The 21,344-nt window shown below is 34.9% G+C and carries 23 protein-coding genes; all 23 read left to right on the forward strand.

Features of this window, described 5'->3' with window-relative positions:
- The 23 genes from T335_RS0101710 (at position 1) to T335_RS0101820 (ending at position 21,344) form a co-directional block, all read left to right on the forward strand.
- The gene (locus T335_RS0101710; protein WP_026476002.1) at positions 1 to 1,239 is read left to right on the forward strand and encodes a hypothetical protein; all 1,239 of its coding nucleotides are present in this window, start codon (positions 1 to 3) and stop codon (positions 1,237 to 1,239) included.
- A gap of 70 nt (positions 1,240 to 1,309) precedes the next feature.
- A complete protein-coding gene (locus T335_RS0101715) occupies positions 1,310 to 2,623 on the forward strand; it encodes a flagellar hook-length control protein FliK (RefSeq protein ID WP_026476003.1) in 1,314 nt (437 codons plus the stop codon).
- Positions 2,624 to 2,638: 15 nt separating this feature from the next.
- Complete coding sequence (locus T335_RS19625) at positions 2,639 to 3,082, forward strand: flagellar hook capping FlgD N-terminal domain-containing protein (protein ID WP_084280850.1); 444 nt, start codon at positions 2,639 to 2,641, stop codon at positions 3,080 to 3,082.
- A gap of 29 nt (positions 3,083 to 3,111) precedes the next feature.
- Positions 3,112 to 3,489 carry a TIGR02530 family flagellar biosynthesis protein gene (locus T335_RS0101725; protein ID WP_051569080.1) on the forward strand — a complete coding sequence of 126 codons (378 nt, stop codon included), beginning with the start codon at positions 3,112 to 3,114 and terminating at the stop codon, positions 3,487 to 3,489.
- 32 nt (positions 3,490 to 3,521) lie between these two features.
- Positions 3,522 to 4,958, forward strand: coding sequence for a flagellar hook protein FlgE (locus T335_RS0101730; RefSeq protein WP_051569081.1), 1,437 nt, complete (start codon positions 3,522 to 3,524; stop codon positions 4,956 to 4,958).
- Between the two features lie 80 nt (positions 4,959 to 5,038).
- A complete protein-coding gene (locus tag T335_RS0101735; RefSeq protein ID WP_026476006.1) occupies positions 5,039 to 5,248 on the forward strand; it encodes a flagellar FlbD family protein in 210 nt (69 codons plus the stop codon).
- Positions 5,249 to 5,263: 15 nt separating this feature from the next.
- Positions 5,264 to 6,055 carry a flagellar motor protein gene (locus T335_RS0101740; protein WP_026476007.1) on the forward strand — a complete coding sequence of 264 codons (792 nt, stop codon included), beginning with the start codon at positions 5,264 to 5,266 and terminating at the stop codon, positions 6,053 to 6,055.
- Complete coding sequence (locus T335_RS0101745; RefSeq protein ID WP_034327506.1) at positions 6,048 to 6,794, forward strand: flagellar motor protein MotB; 747 nt, start codon at positions 6,048 to 6,050, stop codon at positions 6,792 to 6,794. The genes T335_RS0101740 and T335_RS0101745 overlap by 8 nt, the downstream gene beginning before the upstream one ends.
- 15 nt (positions 6,795 to 6,809) lie before the next feature.
- Positions 6,810 to 7,226 carry a flagellar basal body-associated FliL family protein gene (locus tag T335_RS0101750; RefSeq protein ID WP_026476009.1) on the forward strand — a complete coding sequence of 139 codons (417 nt, stop codon included), beginning with the start codon at positions 6,810 to 6,812 and terminating at the stop codon, positions 7,224 to 7,226.
- Between the two features lie 12 nt (positions 7,227 to 7,238).
- Complete coding sequence (fliM, locus tag T335_RS0101755; protein ID WP_026476010.1) at positions 7,239 to 8,237, forward strand: flagellar motor switch protein FliM; 999 nt, start codon at positions 7,239 to 7,241, stop codon at positions 8,235 to 8,237.
- Complete coding sequence (gene fliY / locus T335_RS0101760; RefSeq protein ID WP_026476011.1) at positions 8,230 to 9,390, forward strand: flagellar motor switch phosphatase FliY; 1,161 nt, start codon at positions 8,230 to 8,232, stop codon at positions 9,388 to 9,390. The genes fliM and fliY overlap by 8 nt, the downstream gene beginning before the upstream one ends.
- 166 nt (positions 9,391 to 9,556) lie before the next feature.
- On the forward strand, positions 9,557 to 9,919 hold the full coding sequence (locus T335_RS0101765) for a response regulator (RefSeq protein WP_026476012.1): 363 nt from the start codon (positions 9,557 to 9,559) through the stop codon (positions 9,917 to 9,919).
- Between the two features lie 13 nt (positions 9,920 to 9,932).
- Positions 9,933 to 10,334: a flagellar biosynthetic protein FliO gene (locus T335_RS0101770; RefSeq protein WP_026476013.1), complete on the forward strand. Its 402-nt coding sequence runs from the start codon at positions 9,933 to 9,935 to the stop codon at positions 10,332 to 10,334.
- Positions 10,324 to 11,115: a flagellar type III secretion system pore protein FliP gene (gene fliP / locus T335_RS0101775; RefSeq protein ID WP_242837234.1), complete on the forward strand. Its 792-nt coding sequence runs from the start codon at positions 10,324 to 10,326 to the stop codon at positions 11,113 to 11,115. The genes T335_RS0101770 and fliP overlap by 11 nt, the downstream gene beginning before the upstream one ends.
- Before the next feature lie 14 nt (positions 11,116 to 11,129).
- Positions 11,130 to 11,399: a flagellar biosynthesis protein FliQ gene (gene fliQ, locus T335_RS0101780; RefSeq protein ID WP_026476015.1), complete on the forward strand. Its 270-nt coding sequence runs from the start codon at positions 11,130 to 11,132 to the stop codon at positions 11,397 to 11,399.
- A 13-nt stretch (positions 11,400 to 11,412) separates the two neighbouring features.
- The gene (gene fliR / locus T335_RS0101785; RefSeq protein WP_026476016.1) at positions 11,413 to 12,204 is read left to right on the forward strand and encodes a flagellar biosynthetic protein FliR; all 792 of its coding nucleotides are present in this window, start codon (positions 11,413 to 11,415) and stop codon (positions 12,202 to 12,204) included.
- A 4-nt stretch (positions 12,205 to 12,208) separates the two neighbouring features.
- Complete coding sequence (gene flhB, locus T335_RS0101790) at positions 12,209 to 13,294, forward strand: flagellar biosynthesis protein FlhB (protein ID WP_026476017.1); 1,086 nt, start codon at positions 12,209 to 12,211, stop codon at positions 13,292 to 13,294.
- Positions 13,295 to 13,305: 11 nt separating this feature from the next.
- Complete coding sequence (gene flhA, locus T335_RS0101795; protein ID WP_026476018.1) at positions 13,306 to 15,330, forward strand: flagellar biosynthesis protein FlhA; 2,025 nt, start codon at positions 13,306 to 13,308, stop codon at positions 15,328 to 15,330.
- The gene (gene flhF / locus T335_RS0101800) at positions 15,331 to 16,551 is read left to right on the forward strand and encodes a flagellar biosynthesis protein FlhF (protein WP_026476019.1); all 1,221 of its coding nucleotides are present in this window, start codon (positions 15,331 to 15,333) and stop codon (positions 16,549 to 16,551) included.
- Positions 16,552 to 16,553: 2 nt separating this feature from the next.
- Positions 16,554 to 17,450, forward strand: coding sequence for a MinD/ParA family protein (locus T335_RS0101805; protein ID WP_026476020.1), 897 nt, complete (start codon positions 16,554 to 16,556; stop codon positions 17,448 to 17,450).
- Positions 17,451 to 17,461: 11 nt separating this feature from the next.
- Positions 17,462 to 18,115, forward strand: coding sequence for a flagellar brake protein (locus tag T335_RS0101810; protein WP_026476021.1), 654 nt, complete (start codon positions 17,462 to 17,464; stop codon positions 18,113 to 18,115).
- The gene (locus T335_RS0101815) at positions 18,116 to 19,267 is read left to right on the forward strand and encodes a protein-glutamate methylesterase/protein-glutamine glutaminase (protein ID WP_026476022.1); all 1,152 of its coding nucleotides are present in this window, start codon (positions 18,116 to 18,118) and stop codon (positions 19,265 to 19,267) included.
- A 1-nt stretch (position 19,268) separates the two neighbouring features.
- Entirely contained in the window at positions 19,269 to 21,344 is a 2,076-nt protein-coding gene (locus T335_RS0101820; protein WP_026476023.1) for a chemotaxis protein CheA, read from the forward strand.

The raw sequence follows: 21,344 nt of genomic DNA on the forward strand, positions 1-21,344 counted from the left end.
ATGGCCATTAGTGAAGATGCAAAAAAATCAGGAATCATAAAGCCAATTATAATTATTTTACTAGCTTTTTTAATGGTTCCTACCTTGACAGTAGCCATAGCATATTATGTAGATGAAGGTTTTAAATATAAAACCAATGAAGTCTTATCGGCCCATTTACCAGGTAGGTTAGGGACACAATTTGCTAAGCAACCAACAAAAGAAGAACTACAACAGCTTAAATTACATATTGCTAAACAGTACATTAAATATGAGGATGATAGACTAGCCGATAAACTACAAATTATAAAGGCAGAAGATCAGCAGCTCTACAATGACTTAGTTATACTTTTAAGCAGAGAAAACTCTTCTAAGATGTCTAGGGTTAGGGAAATTATTAGAAATGCAGAACTAAAAAGTGATTTACTACAGCGAATTATAGCTGATCTTGATTTAGAACAAGAAACAGTTGCCGATGAACTAGTTTCCTATTATACATCACTACTGACAAGTGACGCTGTAAATGAAATTGAGCGAAGCTTTGACTCAGGAGAACTTACATTAGAACTATTACCTTTAATTTTTAATAAATTGCCTGTAGATCAAAGTGCTCTATACTTACAATATATTAATGATGATTTACAGCAAAAAATTAAATTTAGACTAACGCCTTCAAAGCGGACAGAAATTGAAAAACGAATAGAAGGTAATAAGATTAAAAATCAACAATTAGTTGAACTTGCAGAAGTTTATAAAGAGAGTCAGTTAGAAGAATTAGTTGAAGAATTAGGTTCTAATAATAAGTTTAATCATAGGGACTTAGCCAGAATTTATCAAAATTTACCAGTAACTAAAACGGGACAAGTACTGGCAAGGGTAGAAGACCAAGAGTTCATTCTAAGATTATATGAAGCAATTAATGAGTTAGAAAAACTAAATGCTACAACAAGTGGTTTAACTAATAAACTTGCTGCGGCAGTTCAGATTTACCAAAGCTACGAAGAAAAATTAGAAGAGCTTGCCTTAGCCTATCAAAGAATGCCAATTTCAGAGTTAACGACGATCGTCAACCAGATGTTAAGTGGTAACCCTGTATATCAAAGGCATAATTTAGGACAAGGGGTAGAGATTGTTTTTACGCAGGAACAATTAGTAGTTGATATTTTACGGAGATTTAGACCTAATCAGGTGGCTAATCTTCTAGAAAGCCTAGATACTTCCAAAGCAGTAGATTTATCAAAAAAATTAGTAACCAATTAGTTAAGTCTTAAAATAATTAAGTTAAAAAATAATTAAGCTTAAATAAAAATTATTGAAAGGAGGTGAAAAAATGAAAATAGATATGCTATTATCTTCAATGTCAATGGGGAACCAACAATCCCTTAAAGGTGTCAAAGGGGCTGAATCAAATAAAACCTTTGCTGACTTATTTACTCAAAAGTTAAGCGAGTCAAATCAAAGTCAGGAAGCAACAGCCACTACTTCCTCTTCCAACACTTCAGTTGAACAAAGGCAACAAACCAATAAAGATTCAAAAGTTTCTAAAGAAATAGCTACAGTAGAAAAAGAAAATAGTCCTCTTAAGGATGAAGAAATCACTGAAGTAGAAGCTTTAATTCAGCAGCTAAATTTAATTTTGATTCAGGTGCAGGAGGAAAATGTTTCATTAGAAGATGGATTAGAGGAAATTAATGAGATTTTAGCCACTGTTGATCTAAGTTTGATGGAGAATCAGTTAAAGGAAAGTAATGATGGACTTAAACAAATACTCCTAGAAATGGAATCTTTAGTTCAAGACCTAGATCTTGACTTAGAAACCATTAAAGACATAGCTCCATTACTTGACAAATTCCTTTTACAAGATGAAGTGAAAGAAATCTTAACTACGCCGATTGTTAAAGAGAGTATAGATGAAACGAAACTACTTCCACAGCAGGAAATACTCCCTCAAACTACTGGGTCCCTTCAGGGAGAAGGTCTACCAGAAGGGTTTATTGAAAGCTATGAAGGTATTATTGAGACAGAAATTAATCTTCAGCAGAAGGAATCCATGAAGAATGAAAAAAACATCGATAATAATGACAACATCAGTATCGAAGAGGGCAGTGAACCATCTCCTTTAACTGGAGAAATACCTGTAGATGGTAGTAAACAATTTCAACAGGTCATTCAACAACTAGTAGATGATGAAAGTATCAATGTCGATCCAAAAGTACTAATAGAAGAAGTGGCAAATAAGGCAAAGATTCTAACACAGAATGGTAAAAGTGAAATGAAGATTCAACTTATGCCAGAAAATCTTGGTAGCCTACACATTAACATTACAGTTGAGAAGGGAAATGTAACTGCTAAAATGTATGCTGAAAACCAACAGATTAAAGAATTGATTGATGCTAATCTTGATCAACTACGGATTGCCCTAGGGGATAAAGGAATCAGTATTACTAAATTAGAAGTTGCAGTTGGCCATAATCAGCAGGATTTTAGTGGTGCTAAATCTTTTCATCAACAAAAAGGTAAGATGAAGCTTAAAAGAGTGAATAAAGCAGAGATCAACAACGGATTACATAGTATGGAGTACCTTCAAGAGGCCAGTACAACTAATCCATACTTAGTAACATCGAAAATTAATGGACTAGCATAAAGGAGGGAAACGTAAATGCCAACTAATGTAACCAATGAAACTAAGGACTTGTATTACAAAGACTTATATGATGGTACCAAAAACAGTAGTAACAAGAATAATGATATCGGTAAAGATGCTTTTTTAAAGTTACTAATTACTCAGATGCAAAACCAAGATCCATTAAATCCAATGGAAGATAGAGATTTTATTGCCCAAATGGCTCAATTCTCTGCTTTAGAACAAATGCAAAATTTAAATGATACCTTATCCAGCACACAGTTAACAGTGATAGATCATATTACCCAAATGAACAATAACATGGTTAAGAGTCAAACAACGATAGCAAGCACCTTAGATGCGATTAATGCAAATATGAAGGCAATTGCTGATAAGCTGAATATCGACCATGTTGAGGTTGAGGTACCAGACGAATCCGATGGGTCAAATGGAGAAGTGGAAGAAGGACAGGGGGAATAGGTACAAAGGAAGTGTTAGGAGGGATACCCTTGTACAATGATATTAAAATCAAAGCTAACTCCTTACAACAATCTAAGATTAATCAAGCTAAACATAGTTATAAGGATCATTCAAATTTTGATAAGATACTTCAACAGAAGGTTAATCAAAATAAAGATTTGAAATTCTCGAAGCATGCGATGGAAAGACTTGAGAAAAGAAATATTCAACTAACACCTCAAGATCTTGGAAGGCTAGATCAAGCTTTAAATATTGCATCGCAAAAAGGAATTAAAGAGACTTTAATTATGATGGATAATCGGGTGTTTGTTGCGAGTGTCTCAAACAAAACAGTAATAACTGCAGCTGTAGAAGAACAGTTAAAGGATAATGTTTTTACAAATATAGACGGTGCTGTAATTGTCTAAGCCGGACCTACTAGGAGGCTTACCATTTCTGAATGAAGGAGGGAATGGAGCACCAATTAAATGATTGGAGGTCGTTAATTATGATGAGATCAATGTTTTCTGCTGTATCGGGATTAAGAGCCCACCAAACTAGAATGGATGTTATCGGTAATAATATTGCCAATGTAAATACTGTAGGTTTCAAGGGTTCGAGAGTTACTTTCCAAGAAGTATTTAGTCAAACCCTTCGTGGAGCAGGTTCTCCTCAAGATGGACGTGGTGGGACTAACCCACAACAAGTTGGTTTAGGAATCAATGTAGCTTCTATGGATACTTTTCATATTAGAGGGGCAGTTGAAAGAACCGACTACAATACCGATTTAATGGTAAATGGAGATGGTTTCTTCATTGTTTCAGATGACGCTAATTTCTTAAATAGAAGCTATACAAGAGCAGGTAACTTTGCTTTAGATCAAGCAGGAAACTTAGTAACTGCTGATGGTTATAGAATTTTAGGTTATATGGCTGATGAAAATGGTATGCTGAAGTCTAATATTGAGGGCTTACAAATTTCGAAGGCTACTACCTTTGATGCTAAAATTACTGAAAAAGTAGGTTTCGAGGGGAATTTAAATAGTGAAACGAAAGTAAGTACTGCAGGCAATACAGTTTCTGGTGATGTAGCCGATACAGATGCTGTATACATAGTGAAGGCCCATCCTGGACAAAGTGGGTTTATTTACGAAATCAATCCAGAATTTGAGAATACTGTAGCAAGGGAGACCACTTTTGAAGTTTACGACAACCTTGGGGGAATCCATAGAATTAAGCAAGTCTTTATCAAAACTGGTAATGATCCAAGTGAATTCGCAGTTGAATCCTTCTATATTCATCCAGACGGAAGTATGTATCACGCAGAAGGAGCAGATCCATTTACAGGGGTTAATCCTTCAATAGGATTTGGTACAAACGGTAGAATTGATACTGGTGGTACAACAACATTGACTTTAGAAATTGGAGAAACTTTGACCAATGGCGCCGGTCCAGTTAATTTTGAAATAGATTTTTCAAAGTTAACGATGTTTGCCAATACTTCTACAGCATCTGCTACCGATATCGATGGTTATAAACAAGGAACATTAGATGATTTTACAATAGCTTCTACAGGTGAAATTATTGGAGTCTTCGATAATGGACAAAGAAGATTATTAGGTCAAATTGCATTAGCTAACTTTAAAAACCCAGCAGGACTTGAGAAAACAGCTTCAAACCTTTATAGAACAACTGCTAACTCTGGTCAAGCAATGGTAGGTGTTCCAGGGGCTGGCGGTTTCGGTAACTTGGTTCCAGGGGCTTTAGAAATGTCTAACGTAGACCTGTCTAGAGAATTTACAAACATGATTACCACCCAAAGAGGTTTCCAAGCTAACTCAAGAATCATCAGTACTAGCGATGAAATGTTACAAGAAGTTGTAAACATGAAACGATAAGCCAATTTAATGGTTTAGCTTTTGATTATAGTTAATTCCCTGGGTGCTAGTCACCCAGGGAATAAAAAAGGAAGATGTTCATGATTAAAGTAAAAAGGCTTAATAGAACCGATGTTATTATTAATGCAGAACTAATTGAGCTAGTGGAGGAAACACCAGATACGATAATCACCCTAACAAATGGACATAAATTTTTAGTTTTGGACTCAAGCACTGATATTATAAACAAAGTAATAGCTTACAAACAAAAAATTTATGCCGGACATTCATTAAAAAATATTGAACCATAGAAATGAGGTGTAGTTTTGGATTTAGCAACGATAATTGGGATTTTAGTAGGATTAGCGTTTGTAGTAATGGGGATTGTAACAGATGGAGATATTTCAATGTACTTTAACCTATCTTCTATCTTGATTGTATTAGGGGGAACAGTTGCAGCTACATTCGTAGCCTATCCAATGCAAAAAGTTTTAGAGGCCATGAAGGTTGTCTCTAAAGCATTTACCCATAAACAAGAGGACCCAAGTAATATTATTCAAAAGATCATTAACTTGGCTAATATTGCCCGTAAAGAAGGCTTATTAGCATTAGAAGAAGCTTCAGAAAATGTTGACGATTCTTTTCTTAAAAAGGGAGTTATGTTAATCGTCGATGGTACTGACCCCGAGTTGGTTAGAAATCTTTTGGAAACAGAGCTTGCCTTCGCAGAAGAACGTCATAAAAATGGACAGGGAATTTTTGAAGCCATGGGGGCTTATGCACCAGCTTTTGGTATGATAGGTACCCTTATCGGACTAATAAATATGTTAAGGGCATTAGACGATCCTTCAACCATAGGTCCGTCTATGGCAGTTGCATTAATTACAACCTTTTATGGTTCTTTGCTAGCGAACCTACTATTTCTTCCGATTGCCAACAAGCTTAAATTAAGAAGTCGAGAAGAAATTTTAAGAAAAGAGATTATGGTGGAGGGGTTACTCTCAATACAGGCTGGGGAGAATCCTAGAATTATAGAAGAAAAGCTTAAAGCATTCCTACCACCAAAGTTAAGGGAAGGTTTAGCTGCTAAACAGGAAGGCGTTGGTGAAAATGGCTAGAAGAAGAGGTGGAGAAGAAGAAGCACCAAAAGGTGCACCATTATGGATGACTACCTATGGTGATATGGTAACACTACTTCTATGTTTCTTTGTACTACTGTTTTCTTTCTCAGAAATAGATGTTCAAAAGTTTCAGGCCATAATACAATCCTTTCAAGGTTCGTTAGGCATTTTAGACTCAGGAAGATCAGTTAATCCAGATACATTGGCTGGTGAACTTCCAACAGATGAAAGAAGTCAAGAACAGCAAGAAGAGGATTTGTTAAAACTGAAGGACCTATTAGAGGAATTCTTAATTGAAAGAGGCTTAGATACGGATATCTTAGTTACTCTTGAAATGAGAGGCTTAGTCCTTAGGTTTCAAGATAATGTTCTCTTCGATTCAGGGAGTGCCATTATTAAGGAACCATCGAAAGAAGTTTTAATTTACTTATCAGAATTTCTAGAGGATGAAGAATTTGAATCGAAGTTTGTTAGAATCGAGGGCCATACTGATACAGATCCTTTGCGGCGTAATTCTAGGTTTGAAACCAATTGGGAATTATCCGTTGCTAGAGCTGCCAATGTCGTACGTTTCCTTGTAGAGGAGATGGAACTAGAGCCCCGTCGTTTCTCAGCTTCTGGATACGGAGAATATCATCCAGTAACCAGTAATGAAACTGAGACAGGAAAAGCTAAAAATAGACGGGTTGACATTGTTATTTTAAGGTCAGAAGATTCAATTTCTAACCCTAGATAAATTGGAGGATGATTTATGGATACTAAAAAATTAATTACTTATGCTCTAATAGGATTTGTGTTTTCTGGTATATTTTTCGGAACAATAGCTTACTTTGCATTTTTTAGGAATACAGAAAGTGTTAATCGGGTTGTAAAAACCTATGAATATGCTTTAGAAGATTTTACAACAAATTTAAGTAGTACTCGGTCTCATTTTAGAGGATCTATTATAATAGAGACCACCAATAAAAGGTTAGTAAGCAAGTTTGAAGAGAAGAATACAGAGTTAAGAGATGGCGTTATACAAACGTTAATAGCAAAAAAACCTGAGGATCTTTTAGACCAAAAAGGACTAGATGATTTAAGGGATGAAATTAAAGAGCTAGTTATTAGGGTAGTGAATTCAGATGAAATTACGAATATTTATTTTATCGACTACATTATCCAGTAGGAGGTGAAGTAGTTGTCGGACATATTATCACAAAATGAAATCGACGCCTTGCTTAAAGCTATAGGCACTGGAGAGGTTGACGTAGAAGAAATCAAAGAAGATAAGCAAGAAAAAAAGGTAAGGTCCTATGATTTTAAGAGTCCAAAAAAATTGGCTAAAGATCAACTTAGAACCCTTCAAATTATCCATGAGAATTTTTCAAGGGTTTTAAACACCTTCCTGTCAGGATACCTAAGAAGCTATATTCACACAGAGGTATTAAATGTTGAGGAATTATCTTATTATGAATATAGTAACTCAATTGTTAATCCTGCGGTTCTTGGGGTTGTAAATCCTTATCCATTGTCAGGTCAAATTGTACTAGAGATATCGCCATCAATTGCTTTTACTTTCATAGATCGTATATTGGGGGGACTTGGAAAAAACTTTGATGAAAAGCGTTCCTTTACAGAAATAGAAGCAACATTAATCAAGAAATTAATGAAGCAAATATTAGATTTGATGATTGATCCTTGGGAGAATGTAATTGAACTTCAACCAAAACTGGATAAAATTGAAACCAATTCCCAGTTTATACAAATTGTCTCACCCAACGAAACTGTAGCCTTAATTACCCTTAGTTTAAAAATAGGTGAAGTTGAAGGGATGATGAATGTTTGTATTCCCCATATAGTAATAGAACCAATACTAGAAAAATTAAGTACTAAGTTTTGGTTTTCTAGTATCAGCAAATCTGTTACAGAAACAGATAAACTTACCCTAAAAAAACGGGTTGAGAAAAGTAATATTAACATTTCTGCTGTGCTTGGTAGTACCCGTATTACTGTAAAAGACTTTCTGGAGCTACAAAAAGGCGATGTCATTATGTTAGATAATCTAGTTAATAGAGAAATCGAACTTTTAGTAGGAAATAAACAGAAATATTATGGTGTGCCTGGAACTGCTAAAAACAGATTAGCTGTTAGGATTACAAGGATTGACAAGAAAGGAGATGAACTAGATGATGAGTGATATGCTATCCCAAGAAGAAATAGATGCACTACTAACTGGAAGTGGGTCATCCACCAGCAGCAAAAATGATGTAGAAGAAGAGTACTTTACTGAAGACGAAAAGGATGCCATAGGAGAAATTGGTAATATAAGTATGGGAACTGCTGCAACAGCGTTATCTACTTTATTAGGTAATAGAGTAAACATTACAACTCCAAAGGTATCGATAATAGATATTAATGAACTATCCAATCAACATATTTTACCTTTTGTGGCTGTAGACGTTAAATATAAAGAGGGTTTAGAAGGGTTAAATGTTTTAATTCTTCAAGAGGATGATGTAAAAATTATAACAGATTTAATGATGGGTGGTAGTGGTAGTATTAGCCCTGATCCTTTGTCAGAGCTACACCTAAGTGCCATTAGCGAAGCTATGAATCAAATGGTAGGCTCTGCCTCAACTTCATTATCTGAAATGTTCTCTAAAAAGATTGATATTTATCCCCCTAGGGTATTCAGCATGGACTTTAATTCTGAGAGTTTCACTGAGATATTCCCAGAGTTTACCATGAGTTTTATTAAGATTTCCTTTAGAATGGAAATTGGCACTTTAATTGATAGTGAGATTATGCAGTTAATTCCTTTACAATTTGGTAAAGAGATGATTGAAAAGTTGATGAGTAGTTATGGTGTAGAACAAGAAATAGCTCCACCTTCTAAGCCAGTGGCATCACCAGCTACACCTCCGCCAGTTAGAAGAGGAGAACCACAACAAGAACAACCAAGGGCTGCTGCACCAATGACAGAACATAGACAGGAGGCAGTTGTAGAACAACAAAGACCTCAGGCTACTAATCCTGTAAATGTCCAACCATTGCAATTTCAATCTTTTGATGAGCCAAGTGCTAAAGGAGTTCCAGTTAATATAGATCTTATCCAAGATGTACCGCTAAACATTACTGTAGAGCTTGGACGAACAAGCAAAAGAATTAGTGAGATTCTAGAATTTGGACCAGGAACAATTTTAGAACTTGATAAATTAGTAGGAGAACCTCTAGATATTTTAGTTAACGGTCAATATGTGGCTAAAGGTGAGGTAGTTGTTATCGATGAAAACTATGGTATTCGTATTACTGATATTGTTAATTCTTCCAAAAGATTGGGGAAAATATAGGCTTTTGTAACAATTAGCCAATAAAAAATATCAATAATTTTAATATACTATTAAAATTCATTGAAAACAGGTTAGCTATAATTATATAATACTATTGAGACGTTTTCTGTCGAAATTGATTTTATTTAGACGTACTTATTAAAACAAATACAAGGAGGAGTTTCTGATGTCTAAAGGAATTTTAATAGTTGATGATGCAGCATTCATGGGAATGATGATAAAAGATGTATTATCAAAGAATGGGTTTGAAGTATTAGGGGAAGCTGAAAATGGGGCAAAGGCAGTAGAAAAATTTAAGGAGCTTCAACCAGCCCTTACTATTATGGATATTACGATGCCAGAAGTAGATGGTATTCAAGCGGTTAAAGAAATTAAAAAAATTGATCCTAATGCTAAGGTAATTATGTGTTCTGCAATGGGACAACAGGCTATGGTTATTGAAGCAATACAAGCAGGTGCAAAGGATTTTATCGTAAAGCCCTTTCAGGCGGACCGTGTTATCGAAGCAGTTAAGAAAGTAATGGGCTAAGCCCGGTGAAGGTATGATTGATCAAATACTTACATTTTTTTCGATGTTGATGGCAGTAGGCTTTGTGATTTTCCTTGCCTACTTTACAACCATCATCATCGGAAAAAAATCTAATCGCTTTGTAAAAAATTCTACAATAAAAGTACTTGAAAAATCCAGTATTGGGTTACAAGTAAGCATCACAATAATTGAAATTAACTCTAAAGTATATATTTTAGCAAATCAAGGGAAGCAGTTAATATTGCTAGACACCCTTGATTCTGTTGAATGGCATCAAAAAAGGTCAAAAGTATTAGAAGAAATTAAACCACAGCAGCAACCAATACCAATAGAACTTTTGTTAAATAAGATAAAGAGTGTAGGAATAAAATCTACCCTTAAAAAAGGTGATGAGGATCATACAGATGAAGACTAAAAATAGAACTAAAACAAAATACATGACAAAGATAAACCTATTAATAATAGTATTATTGATAATATCCTTTTTTGGTCCAATGGAAGCATACGGACAGCCTTCAGTGCCATTTCCAAGTATTGGTCTAAATATTGAAACGGCTGACTCACCTCAACAGGTAGCATCTTCTATTCAGATTTTATTTATTTTAACAATACTATCTATTGCCCCATCAATTTTATTAATGATGACAGGCTTTACAAGAATAATTATTGTACTTTCCTTTTTAAGAAATGCCATATCAACCCAACAAACACCTCCAACTCAGGTGATAATTGGATTAGCTTTATTTCTAACTTTTTTTATTATGGCTCCTATAGCCTCTGAAATTAACGCCAATGCGATACAGCCCTATTTGGCAGAAGAGATTTCAGACACTGAAGCCTTAGACGCAGCAATGAAACCCCTTAGGGAGTTCATGTTCAGACAAACGAGAGAAAAAGATCTAGCATTATTTATGGAGATAGCTAATAGCGAAGTGCCCGACAGTCTTGATGACATACCAACATCGACTTTAATTCCAGCCTTTATTATTAGTGAACTTAAAACAGCATTTCAGTTAGGCTTTATCTTATTCATACCCTTTATTGTAATTGATATGGTTGTAGCAAGTACTCTGATGTCGATGGGTATGATGATGTTACCACCAGCAATGATTTCACTACCATTTAAATTACTCTTATTTATCATGGTGGATGGTTGGAATATTTTAATAAGGTCATTAATTGTAGGTTTTAACTAATTTGAGGTGATTTGATGAATGAAGCAATGGTAATAGAATTAGGACAACAGACATTATATACAATTTTAATTTTATCTGCACCAATGTTAGGAGTAGGTTTGATTGTAGGTCTGGCAGTTAGTATTTTTCAGGCAACCACCCAGATACAGGAAGCTACATTAGCCTTTATTCCTAAGATTATAGCAATATTTGCTTCAATCGTTATATTTGGACCATGGATGTTATCGGTAATATTAAATTTTACTGCTTCTTTGTTTAATAATCTAAGCAGTTTTATACAGTAAAGCGTGGTTGACTATGGAACAATTAACAGATTTAGTATTAATGAATTTTAACTTATTTATTCTTATTTTAATAAGAATTACAGGGATTTTTGTTGCAGCACCGGTTTTTGCCCGAAATAACTTTCCAATGCCAATGAAAATTGGTTTTTCTGTGGCAATATCCTTTATTTTATTACCTATTTTAGGTGATGGTTTTTTACTTGAAATTAATGGATTTTGGCAATTGACATATTATACGATAATCGAATTTATGATAGGAATTATAATAGGTTTTATAGCTTTTATGTATTTTTCTGCCCTCTATTTAGCAGGTACCATCATTGATACGCAAATGGGTTTTGGTATGGTTAATGTTTTTGATCCCCAAACAAATACTCAGGTTCCTGTAATGGGTAACTTTTATAATAATTTAGTATCATTACTATTCATTGTAATGAACGGTCATCATTTATTAATTCGGATCTTAGCAGACAGCTATCAACTTTTACCAGTAGGATTTACTTTTACAATAGGTAGCGACATGATAGGACAACTTAATCATATTATGATTGAAGTATTTATTTTAGCCTTTAAGTTTAGTGCTCCTGTATTAATAACGGTACTTTTAGCAAATATCTTACTGGGAATATTAGCTAGAACAATGCCGCAAATGAATGTTTTTATTGTTGGACTACCCCTTAAAATCATAGTAGGGATTGTTACTGTAATGATTTCATTGCAGTTTTTACTACCATTTACAGAGTTGCTATTTGATAAAATGTTTTCAGCAGTATTTGACGTATTGAAAATCCTATCTAGAGGATGATGTTATGGAATTTATCATTGACTTACAGCTGTTTTCAGAGGAAAAGACTGAAAAACCTACCCCGAAAAAAATTAAAGATTCTAGAGAAAAGGGGCAGGTTTTACAGAGTAAAGAAGTTAACTCAGCCTTTATGCTTTTAGGGGCTTTTGCAGGTTTCAGTCTTTTTTCTTCCTTTATGGGAAATACAATGAGGGGTTTAACCATTTACATTTTTGAAGAATATTTAAACTTAGATTACCTATTCTCCCAAAGAAATATCTATCAACTAATGCTTACATCAATGTATTACATGTTTATTATTACCCTTCCTATAGCAGGTATTTGTTTTCTTATTGGTTTAATTGCCAGCTATATGCAGGTGGGTTATCTCTTTACTACTAAGACTTTAGCAATCAAGTTTAGTAAATTGAACCCTATAGAAGGTTTTAAGAGAATTTTATCATTGAAGTCTTTAGTTGAGCTTGGTAAGTCCTTTGTAAAGATTATTTTTATTGGTTATGTTGTCATCAGCTATGTAAGAGGACAAATAGATCCGATTATGAATTCGATTGGTATGGGGATTGAAACAATTGTAGGGACTTTAAGAACAATTGCCATCGGTATTGGATTTAGAGCCGGAATTATACTAGTTTTTTTAGCAATACTAGACTATATTTATCAAAAATATGAGCATAACAAAAACTTAAAAATGACTAAACAAGAGATTAAGGAAGAATATAAACAAACGGAGGGGAACCCGCAGATTAAATCTAAGATTAGAGAAAAACAACGACAAATATCCATGAGGCGGATGATGCAAGATGTTCCCAAGGCAGATGTTATTATCACAAATCCGACTCATTTTGCTATAGCAATACAATATAGCCCTGAGATGTTTCAAGCACCAAGGGTTGTAGCTAAAGGGGCAGATCTGATCGCACTTCAAATTAGGAAAATAGCAGAGGAGAATGAAGTGCCATTAGTGGAAAATAAGCCTTTAGCAAGAACACTTTTTGATAGTGTAGAAATAGGAGAACCAGTGCCACCAGAACTATATCAAGCTGTGGCAGAAGTTTTAGCCTACGTTTATAAGATTAACAATAAATACTAAGGGGGGCAATTATGAAGTTTGGAGATATATTAGTTGTTCTAGCAGTAATAGCCATCGTAATCATTATTATAATCCCAATCCCTTTAGGTGCATTGGATGTGTTATTAAGTTTTAATATCTCATTGGCCCTACTGATTTTGATTATATCCATGTACACCGAAGAAGCTTTACAGTTTTCTATTTTTCCGTCGATCCTATTAATTACAACCATGTTCCGACTAGCCTTAAATATTACCACTACAAGATATATTCTTTCAAGTGGTACAGCAGGGGGACTAATTGATACTTTTGGAGACTTTGTAATGCAAGGGGATGCCCTAGTAGGATTCATCGTCTTCTTAATTATTATCATTGTTCAGTTCTTAGTAATAACTAAAGGTTCTGAAAGGGTAGCAGAAGTAGCAGCTAGATTTACCCTTGATGCGATGCCTGGTAAGCAGATGGCCATTGATGCAGATTTAAATGCAGGCTTAATTGATGATCGTGAAGCAAGGGAAAGAAGAAAGAAAACCCAAAGGGAAGCAGATTTTTATGGAGCTATGGATGGAGCAAGTAAATTTGTTAAAGGAGATGCCATAGCGGGTATCATCATAACAATTATTAATATTATTGCAGGTTTCATTATTGGATGGATGGGGGGACTAGACTTTGCCTCATCAATTCAAAAGTACACCCTATTAACGGTAGGGGACGGTTTAGCTAGTCAAATCCCGGCTTTATTAATTTCTACAGCCACAGGGATTGTTGTAACAAGGGCCGCTTCAGAAGGTAACTTAGGAACTGACGTTATTAAGCAGCTATTTAATCAGCCTAAGGTAATGTTCATTATTTCAGTAGTATTATTTGGGTTTGCCCTTACACCATTGCCATTTTTCCCGTTTTTCTTTTTATCATTGATGTTCATATATCTTGGTTTTCAACTTAGAAAAGAAATTAAAAAATCTGAAGAAATTGACATGCCAGATGTTATAGAAGAAGCAGCTGATGAAAAAAGAAAACCTGAAAATGTACTACCATTGCTAAATGTTGACCCCATTGAGCTAGAGTTTGGATATGGGATTATTCCTTTGGCAGATACGAGTCAAGGGGGAGATCTTTTCGACCGCCTTGTGATGATTCGTCGTCAATGTGCTTTAGAACTAGGGATTATCGTTCCAATGATAAGATTGAGGGATAATATACAATTAGAGCCTAATCAATATATCATTAAAATTAAGGGAATCGAAATTAGTGCTGGAGAAATTATCTTTGATCATTATTTAGCAATGAACCCTGGTATGGCTGATGGTGAGTTAGAGGGTATTGATACGATAGAACCAGCCTTTGGATTACCAGCTAAATGGATTAACGAACAGGAAAGAGAGAAGGCAGAAGTATTTGGCTACACGGTTGTAGATCCACCTTCAATTATTTCTACCCACCTTACTGAAATTATTAAGAAACATTCCCATGAGCTTCTTGGACGACAAGAGGTTAAGAAATTGATTGATAATGTTAAAGAAAATCAGCCAGCATTGGTGGACGAGCTAATACCAAATCAATTGTCTTTAGGAGATGTACAAAAAGTACTAAAGAATCTTCTAAAAGAAGGTGTCTCAATTAGAAACATGGTAACTATTTTAGAAACCTTGGCGGATTATTCAAATATGACAAGAGATACGGACATGTTAACTGAGTATGTACGACAATCATTGTCCAGAGTCATTACAAAACAGTTTATAATGAATCAGCCAACAAAGGTAATTACCTTAGACCAAACCCTAGAGCAAAGAATCATAGAGTCAATACAACAAACAGATCGTGGAAACTTTGTTTCTATTGACCCTGATATTGTTCAAAGGATGTTAAATAACTTATCCTATCAGGTTCAAAAATTAACCTCTTTGGGAGAGCAACCTATCGTTATCACTGCTCCCATTGTAAGATTATACTTTAAGAGATTATCAGAGCAATTAACTTCAGATTTAGTGGTGTTATCCTATAATGAAGTTGAACCAACAGTTGAGATTGAATCAATAGGGATGGTGAATGCATAGATGAAGGTAAAAAAGATTAATGCAGCAAATAATCACGAGGCAATGACAAAAGTACGTTCGGAATTAGGTCCTGATGCAGTCATTTTACACCAAAGAAAAGTTAAGCCTAAAGGATTATTTGGAATGTTTAAAAAACCTTATATCGAAATTGTTGCCGCTGTGGAAGATACTGCTGTAAGACCGCAACAGCCAGTAATGAGACCACCAGTACAGACGATTAATCGACATAATCATCTAGCGTCAAATAATTCCCCGAAGCCCTCACTAGCCCATGAAGAAGCATTAAAGGCCATTATTGAAAAAAATACTAATCAGATAACTCAAGAGAAGAGGGGGGCTAAAACAACTGAAGAAGGATTGACTAAGGAAATCTCTGAAATTAAGAATATGCTCTCTACTGTTGTAAAGAAAGTAAATGTAAAAGACTTACCAAATTCCATTAGAGACTTTCAAAATAAGGATATCGAAAAACTCTATCATCTATTGAAGGAGCAAGAAATAGATGAAGAGATAATAACCAATATCATTAACGATCTAATGAAGAATGACCAAGAAGAGATAGACGATCAGGTTATATTAGACAAAATGCGTACGATGATTGATCAATTGGTCATTAGTAAGGAAAAAGGTTTAAAATCTAAGATAATTTTCTTTGTAGGACCTACAGGAGTGGGTAAAACCACAACCATTGCTAAATTAGCGGCCCATTACTCGCTAAATGAAGGGAAGAAAATTGGTTTTATTAGTGCAGACACCTACAGAATTGCAGCGGTAGAGCAACTTAAGATTTATAGTGAAATTTTAAATGTTCCTGTTGAGGTAATTTATGAGGCAGGTGACATCCACCAAGCAGTCAGTAAGCTTAGCCATAAAGACATTATTATGGTAGACACAGCTGGCCGAAGTCATAAGAACCATGAGCAGGTTAAGGAACTTGAGTTGCTCCTTAATCAGCTGGATGAAAAAGAAATTTATTTAGTCGTAAGCTGTACAGCAAAAAACAAAGATATTCGAGAAATATTGAAGGCCTATGGTTTTATTGATAACTTTAAAATTATTCTTACTAAAATAGATGAAGCAACAACCTATGGTACGATTCTTAATACAGCATTGCAAACACAAAAACCTATTTCTTATTTAACGACTGGGCAAAGTGTTCCTGACGACATAGAGGTGATTAGTGCCGATAAAATTCTAAGCCTCTTATTGAAGGAGGAGTAGAAATGCAAGACCAAGCCTCTAGATTAAGAGAAATAATTAATCAAAAAAGAATATTTAATAATAGTATTGCTGAAAAAAGCAGGGAAACAACCCCTTCAGCTAGAATAATATGTGTAACTAGTGGAAAAGGAGGGGTTGGAAAGACCAACTTTACCCTTAACTTAGCAATTGCATTAAGTAAGCAAAACAAAAAAGTAGTTGTCATTGACGCAGATTTAGGATTAGCGAATGTCGATATTGTGCTAGGGGTTCTACCAAAATATACTCTTCTGAATGTGATTCGTGGAGATAAAGAACTAGATGAGGTAATGGTGACAGGACCAAATGGTATTAAAATAATTTCGGGAGGGTCTGGATTATTAGATTTGATTGATATGTCACAACAGCAAATTACTAACCTAATAGATAAGTTTGAGGCCATCAATGAATATGCAGACATTATCTTAATTGATACTGGGGCAGGTCTATCAAAATCTGTTCTTTCATTTGTATTAGCAGCCCATGAAGTGATTGTTGTTTGTACGCCAGAGCCAACCGCCATAACCGACGCCTATGCAATGATTAAGACAATTGGATTAAATGACAAAGGAAAGCAATTAAAATTGCTGGTGAATAGAGCTGAAAGTATTAACGAAGGTAAGATGACCTATGAGAAATTAAAGAATGCCAGTGATAAGTTTCTTAATGTAAAACTTGAAAAACTTGGATATTTAATGGAAGATGTTCATGTTAGCAGGTCAGTAAAGCTTCAGCAGCCATTTGTTATTCAATTTCCCAATAGTCCCGTTAGTAAAAATATCGAGTTAATAGCTAATAAACTGACGAATGATCAAATTGAAAATGATGTAGAACAGACCACCAAAGGATTCTTTAATAAGGTGATCAGTCTATTCAGATAGGAGTGAAGGAGATGGATGTATTATCGGAGCTGAAGGTTGGAGTTAAGTTAGAAATACTGCCACGAGAAAATTCAGAAGATAACGATTATACTATTGTAAGTCAAGTAATAGATGTTAAGGAAGGTAGTGTTTTCATTATAAATCCAATAAAACAGGGGGCTTCCTATCCCCTCTATCCAGGTCAACGTATTAGAATTATTTTTAATCGAGAAGACAAAGGGATTTTCAGATTTGTAGCTGAAGTAAAAAAGAAAATAAATAAAAATCTTACCACCTACGAGATAACCCCTATAGGGGAAGCAGAAAAAATACAAAGAAGATATTATTATCGTCTAGACATAGTTAGAAAAGTCTTGATTGAATTAAGGGATGAACCCATCCAAATTGAAGGAGTTACTAAGGATATAAGTGGTGGTGGAGTAAAGGTCTACACTAAAGAACCCCTTCCCATTGGGTGTAGAATTGATTGTAAGATTTTTTTACATGATGACTCAAAGGAGATCATAGATGTAGCTGGAGAAGTAATTAGATGCTTTAAAGACCCTCAGAAAAATGAATTTGTTGTTGGAATAAGTTATAGAGGTATACAGGAGCCAGTTCGAAGTAAGATCATTTCATTTATTTTCGAACGCCAGCGTCTACTTAGAAAAAAAGGGCTGATATAAATGATACAAGAAAAAATTAAAGTATTGGTTGTTGATGATTCTGCCTTTATGCGGAAGGTAATTTCAGATATGCTGAAGGACCAAGACTCTTTATCTGTAATAGGAATTGCAAGAAATGGTCAAGAAGCGGTAGAGAAGATTAAGTTGTTAAAACCAGACATTGTAACATTAGATGTTGAAATGCCAATCATGAATGGGTTAGAGGCTTTAAAAGTAATCATGTCTGAAGCACCCCTACCAGTGATTATGCTCAGCAGTTTAACTTCTGATGGAGCCGATGCCACCATAATGGCACTCGAAGCTGGAGCAGTTGACTTTATACAAAAGCCCTCCAGTGTTTTTTCAATTAATATCGATGCAGTAAAAAAAGAGCTTATTGAAAAAATTCAAGTGGCATCAAGCGTAAAGTTAAAACAAAAGAAACAAACAGTAATTGATACTTCCGCCTTTGTAGAAACAGATAAGAATGGAGCCAAGGTAAAAAATGAAGCAAAAGTAAAGAATGAAACCAAGGTAAAGAATGAAGCCAAGGCAAAGAATAATCCCATAGGAGTAATGAAGGGATCCTCTAATATACCTTTGGTTGCAATTGGTACATCAACTGGCGGGCCAAGGGCACTTCAATCAGTAATTCCTTTAATTCCTGCTGGAGTAGAAGCTTCCTTTTTAATCGTTCAGCATATGCCTGCTGGATTCACAAAGTCATTAGCCAACCGATTAAATAGCTTGTCAGAAATTCATGTTAAGGAAGCAGAAAATGGAGAAATCATTCTTCCATCAACTGCCTATATTGCCCCTGGAGGTTACCACTTAGGTGTTAGAGAAGGACATAATCAAGATTTATATATAGAGCTTTCCCAAAGTCCGCCTGTTTCTGGCCATAGACCCTCTGTCGATGCCATGTTTGAGTCTTTAACAGTAATTAGAAATAGACCTATTATCGGTGTGATTATGACAGGGATGGGGGCCGATGGATCTAAGGGCCTTAAATCATTAAAGGATACAAGAAATGCCTTTGTAATTGCCCAAAACGAGGAAACCTGTGTTGTTTATGGGATGCCGAAAAATGCTGTTCGATTAGGAGTTGTAGATGAAGTAATTCCATTAGAGAATATTCATAAATCAATATTAAATAGGCTGGAGGTGCTGTAATATGGATATGAATCAATATATCGATATATTTTTTGAAGAGTCGAAGGAACATTTGCAAAACATGAATCAAATACTGCTTCAAATGGAAAACAACCCTGATGATATGAATATGCTTAATGAAATTTTTAGAATTGCCCACACCATTAAGGGAATGTCAAGTACTATGGGATTCCAAAACATTGCCCACCTAACCCATGAAATGGAGAACGTATTAGACTTAATTAGAGGTGGTAAAATTACTGTTAATGGTAATATTATTGATATCCTTTTCAAGTGTTTCGATGAACTAGAAAGTTACGTGAATCACATTGAGACTCAAGGGTCAGAAGGAGAAGATACGTCTGCAGAACTAAAGAAAGAACTAGAAGCTATCCGGGATGGGAAAGCCTATGTTCCTGATGAGGTCGCTGCCAGTGTAGAAGAGGTTGCTTGTGTACTTGAAGAGGTGGAAATGTCTGCTAAAGGGTCTAGTGTTGAAGTAAATGAGTTTGTCCACAATGTCATTGTAAAGGCCATTCAAAATGAGTTAAACCCATATCTAGTAAAAGTAGCATTAAACCCTAAATGCATGTTGAAATCTGCCCGTGCCTACATCATAATCAATACGTTAGAGAAGGTTTCAGAAATTGTTTATTCTAATCCCAGTATTGAAGATTTAGAGGATGAAAAATTTGACTTAGATTTTGAGTTGATTTTAGTTACGAAGGCAGATGCTTCATTATTAAGTAAAGAGTTGAAGGATGTTTCAGAAATTGAAGCCTTTGATATTATTTCTCTTAAAGAAAATTATTCAGTAAATAAAGAAATATCCATAGAAGAAGCAGATGAAAATAAAGTTGAAAAATTACTAACATTAGAAAATAATGAGGAAGTTCCAACAGCTAATAAAAACGAAGAAACTAAAAATAAAAGAGGCAAAACAGGTAAAACTGTTAGGGTAGATATCGATCGTTTAGATAACCTCATGAACCTTGTTAGTGAGTTAATTATCATTAAAACAAGGTTAGAGGATATCGATGGTGCCAGCAATACAAATGCTACCGGCCAAAATATGCATGATGCAATTGAATATCTAGAAAGAATTACAACTAGTCTTCATGATGCCGTAATGAAGGTTAGAATGGTACCAATTGAAAGAGTATTTAATCGTTTCCCAAGGATGGTTCGTGATCTTTCTAAAGAATTAGGAAAGGATATTTCTTTATTCTTAAGTGGGGAAGAAACAGAAGTTGATAGAACGGTTATTGATGAAATTGGCGATCCACTAATCCATCTTATTAGAAACTCTATTGATCATGGGATAGAAGATCCAGAAACTAGATTAAACAATAACAAGCCAAAGAATGGTACGGTTAGACTGGTTGCATATCCAGATGGTAACAGCGTTGTTATAGAAGTAGAAGACGACGGTAGAGGGATCAATATAGAAAAGGTGAAAAATAAAGGACTTGAAAGAGGCATTATTACACCACAACAGAGTCAAATCATGGAAGATAAAGATATTATTCAACTTCTTTTCCACCCAGGCTTTAGTACAGCCGATAAAATTTCCGACATCTCTGGAAGGGGTGTAGGCTTAGATGTTGTTAAGACAAAAATAGAGTCCCTTGGTGGTGTAGTAGAGGTGGATACTAAGGCAGGTAATGGAAGTAAATTTACGATTCGCCTACCTCTAACACTTGCAATTATTCAGGCATTACTAGTAAATGTAGGACCTGAAAAATATGCAATACCACTAAACACTATTAAAGAAATTACCACAATACAATCAAATGCCATCCGTAAAGTACAAAACAATGAAGTTGTTTTATATCGTAACACAACTTTACCAATATTAAAGTTATCAAATCTTCTCCACGGTACATCTACTACTGAAAATGATGAAGAATATGTAGTAGTAATTGTGAAGAAGGGTGATAAAACAGTAGGAATTGTCGTAGATCATCTAATTGGTCAACAGGAAATTGTAATCAAATCTTTAGGTAAGTTCCTGTCTAATATTAAAGGAATAGCAGGAGCAACAATCTTAGGTAATGGTTCTGTAGCGTTAATCGTAGATACAAATTCATTTTTTTAG

Source organism: Alkaliphilus transvaalensis ATCC 700919, from assembly GCF_000621485.1.
Classification (GTDB): domain Bacteria; phylum Bacillota; class Clostridia; order Peptostreptococcales; family Natronincolaceae; genus Alkaliphilus; species Alkaliphilus transvaalensis.

Excerpts from the sequence above, each read along its gene's own strand:
- fliY (WP_026476011.1), top strand. The coding sequence starts at position 8,230 with ATGAGTGATATGCTATCCCAAGAAGAAATAGATGCACTACTAACTGGA.
- flhA (WP_026476018.1), top strand. The coding sequence starts at position 13,306 with ATGAAGTTTGGAGATATATTAGTTGTTCTAGCAGTAATAGCCATCGTA.
- T335_RS0101815 (WP_026476022.1), top strand. The coding sequence starts at position 18,116 with ATGATACAAGAAAAAATTAAAGTATTGGTTGTTGATGATTCTGCCTTT.
- fliQ (WP_026476015.1), top strand. The coding sequence starts at position 11,130 with ATGAATGAAGCAATGGTAATAGAATTAGGACAACAGACATTATATACA.
- flhF (WP_026476019.1), top strand. The coding sequence starts at position 15,331 with ATGAAGGTAAAAAAGATTAATGCAGCAAATAATCACGAGGCAATGACA.
- T335_RS0101820 (WP_026476023.1), top strand. The coding sequence starts at position 19,269 with ATGGATATGAATCAATATATCGATATATTTTTTGAAGAGTCGAAGGAA.
- T335_RS0101805 (WP_026476020.1), top strand. The coding sequence starts at position 16,554 with ATGCAAGACCAAGCCTCTAGATTAAGAGAAATAATTAATCAAAAAAGA.
- fliR (WP_026476016.1), top strand. The coding sequence starts at position 11,413 with ATGGAACAATTAACAGATTTAGTATTAATGAATTTTAACTTATTTATT.
- T335_RS0101745 (WP_034327506.1), top strand. The coding sequence starts at position 6,048 with ATGGCTAGAAGAAGAGGTGGAGAAGAAGAAGCACCAAAAGGTGCACCA.
- T335_RS0101750 (WP_026476009.1), top strand. The coding sequence starts at position 6,810 with ATGGATACTAAAAAATTAATTACTTATGCTCTAATAGGATTTGTGTTT.
- T335_RS0101770 (WP_026476013.1), top strand. The coding sequence starts at position 9,933 with ATGATTGATCAAATACTTACATTTTTTTCGATGTTGATGGCAGTAGGC.
- T335_RS0101765 (WP_026476012.1), top strand. The coding sequence starts at position 9,557 with ATGTCTAAAGGAATTTTAATAGTTGATGATGCAGCATTCATGGGAATG.
- T335_RS0101810 (WP_026476021.1), top strand. The coding sequence starts at position 17,462 with ATGGATGTATTATCGGAGCTGAAGGTTGGAGTTAAGTTAGAAATACTG.
- T335_RS19625 (WP_084280850.1), top strand. The coding sequence starts at position 2,639 with ATGCCAACTAATGTAACCAATGAAACTAAGGACTTGTATTACAAAGAC.
- T335_RS0101715 (WP_026476003.1), top strand. The coding sequence starts at position 1,310 with ATGAAAATAGATATGCTATTATCTTCAATGTCAATGGGGAACCAACAA.
- T335_RS0101735 (WP_026476006.1), top strand. The coding sequence starts at position 5,039 with ATGATTAAAGTAAAAAGGCTTAATAGAACCGATGTTATTATTAATGCA.
- T335_RS0101710 (WP_026476002.1), top strand. The coding sequence starts at position 1 with ATGGCCATTAGTGAAGATGCAAAAAAATCAGGAATCATAAAGCCAATT.
- T335_RS0101730 (WP_051569081.1), top strand. The coding sequence starts at position 3,522 with ATGAAGGAGGGAATGGAGCACCAATTAAATGATTGGAGGTCGTTAATT.
- flhB (WP_026476017.1), top strand. The coding sequence starts at position 12,209 with ATGGAATTTATCATTGACTTACAGCTGTTTTCAGAGGAAAAGACTGAA.
- fliP (WP_242837234.1), top strand. The coding sequence starts at position 10,324 with ATGAAGACTAAAAATAGAACTAAAACAAAATACATGACAAAGATAAAC.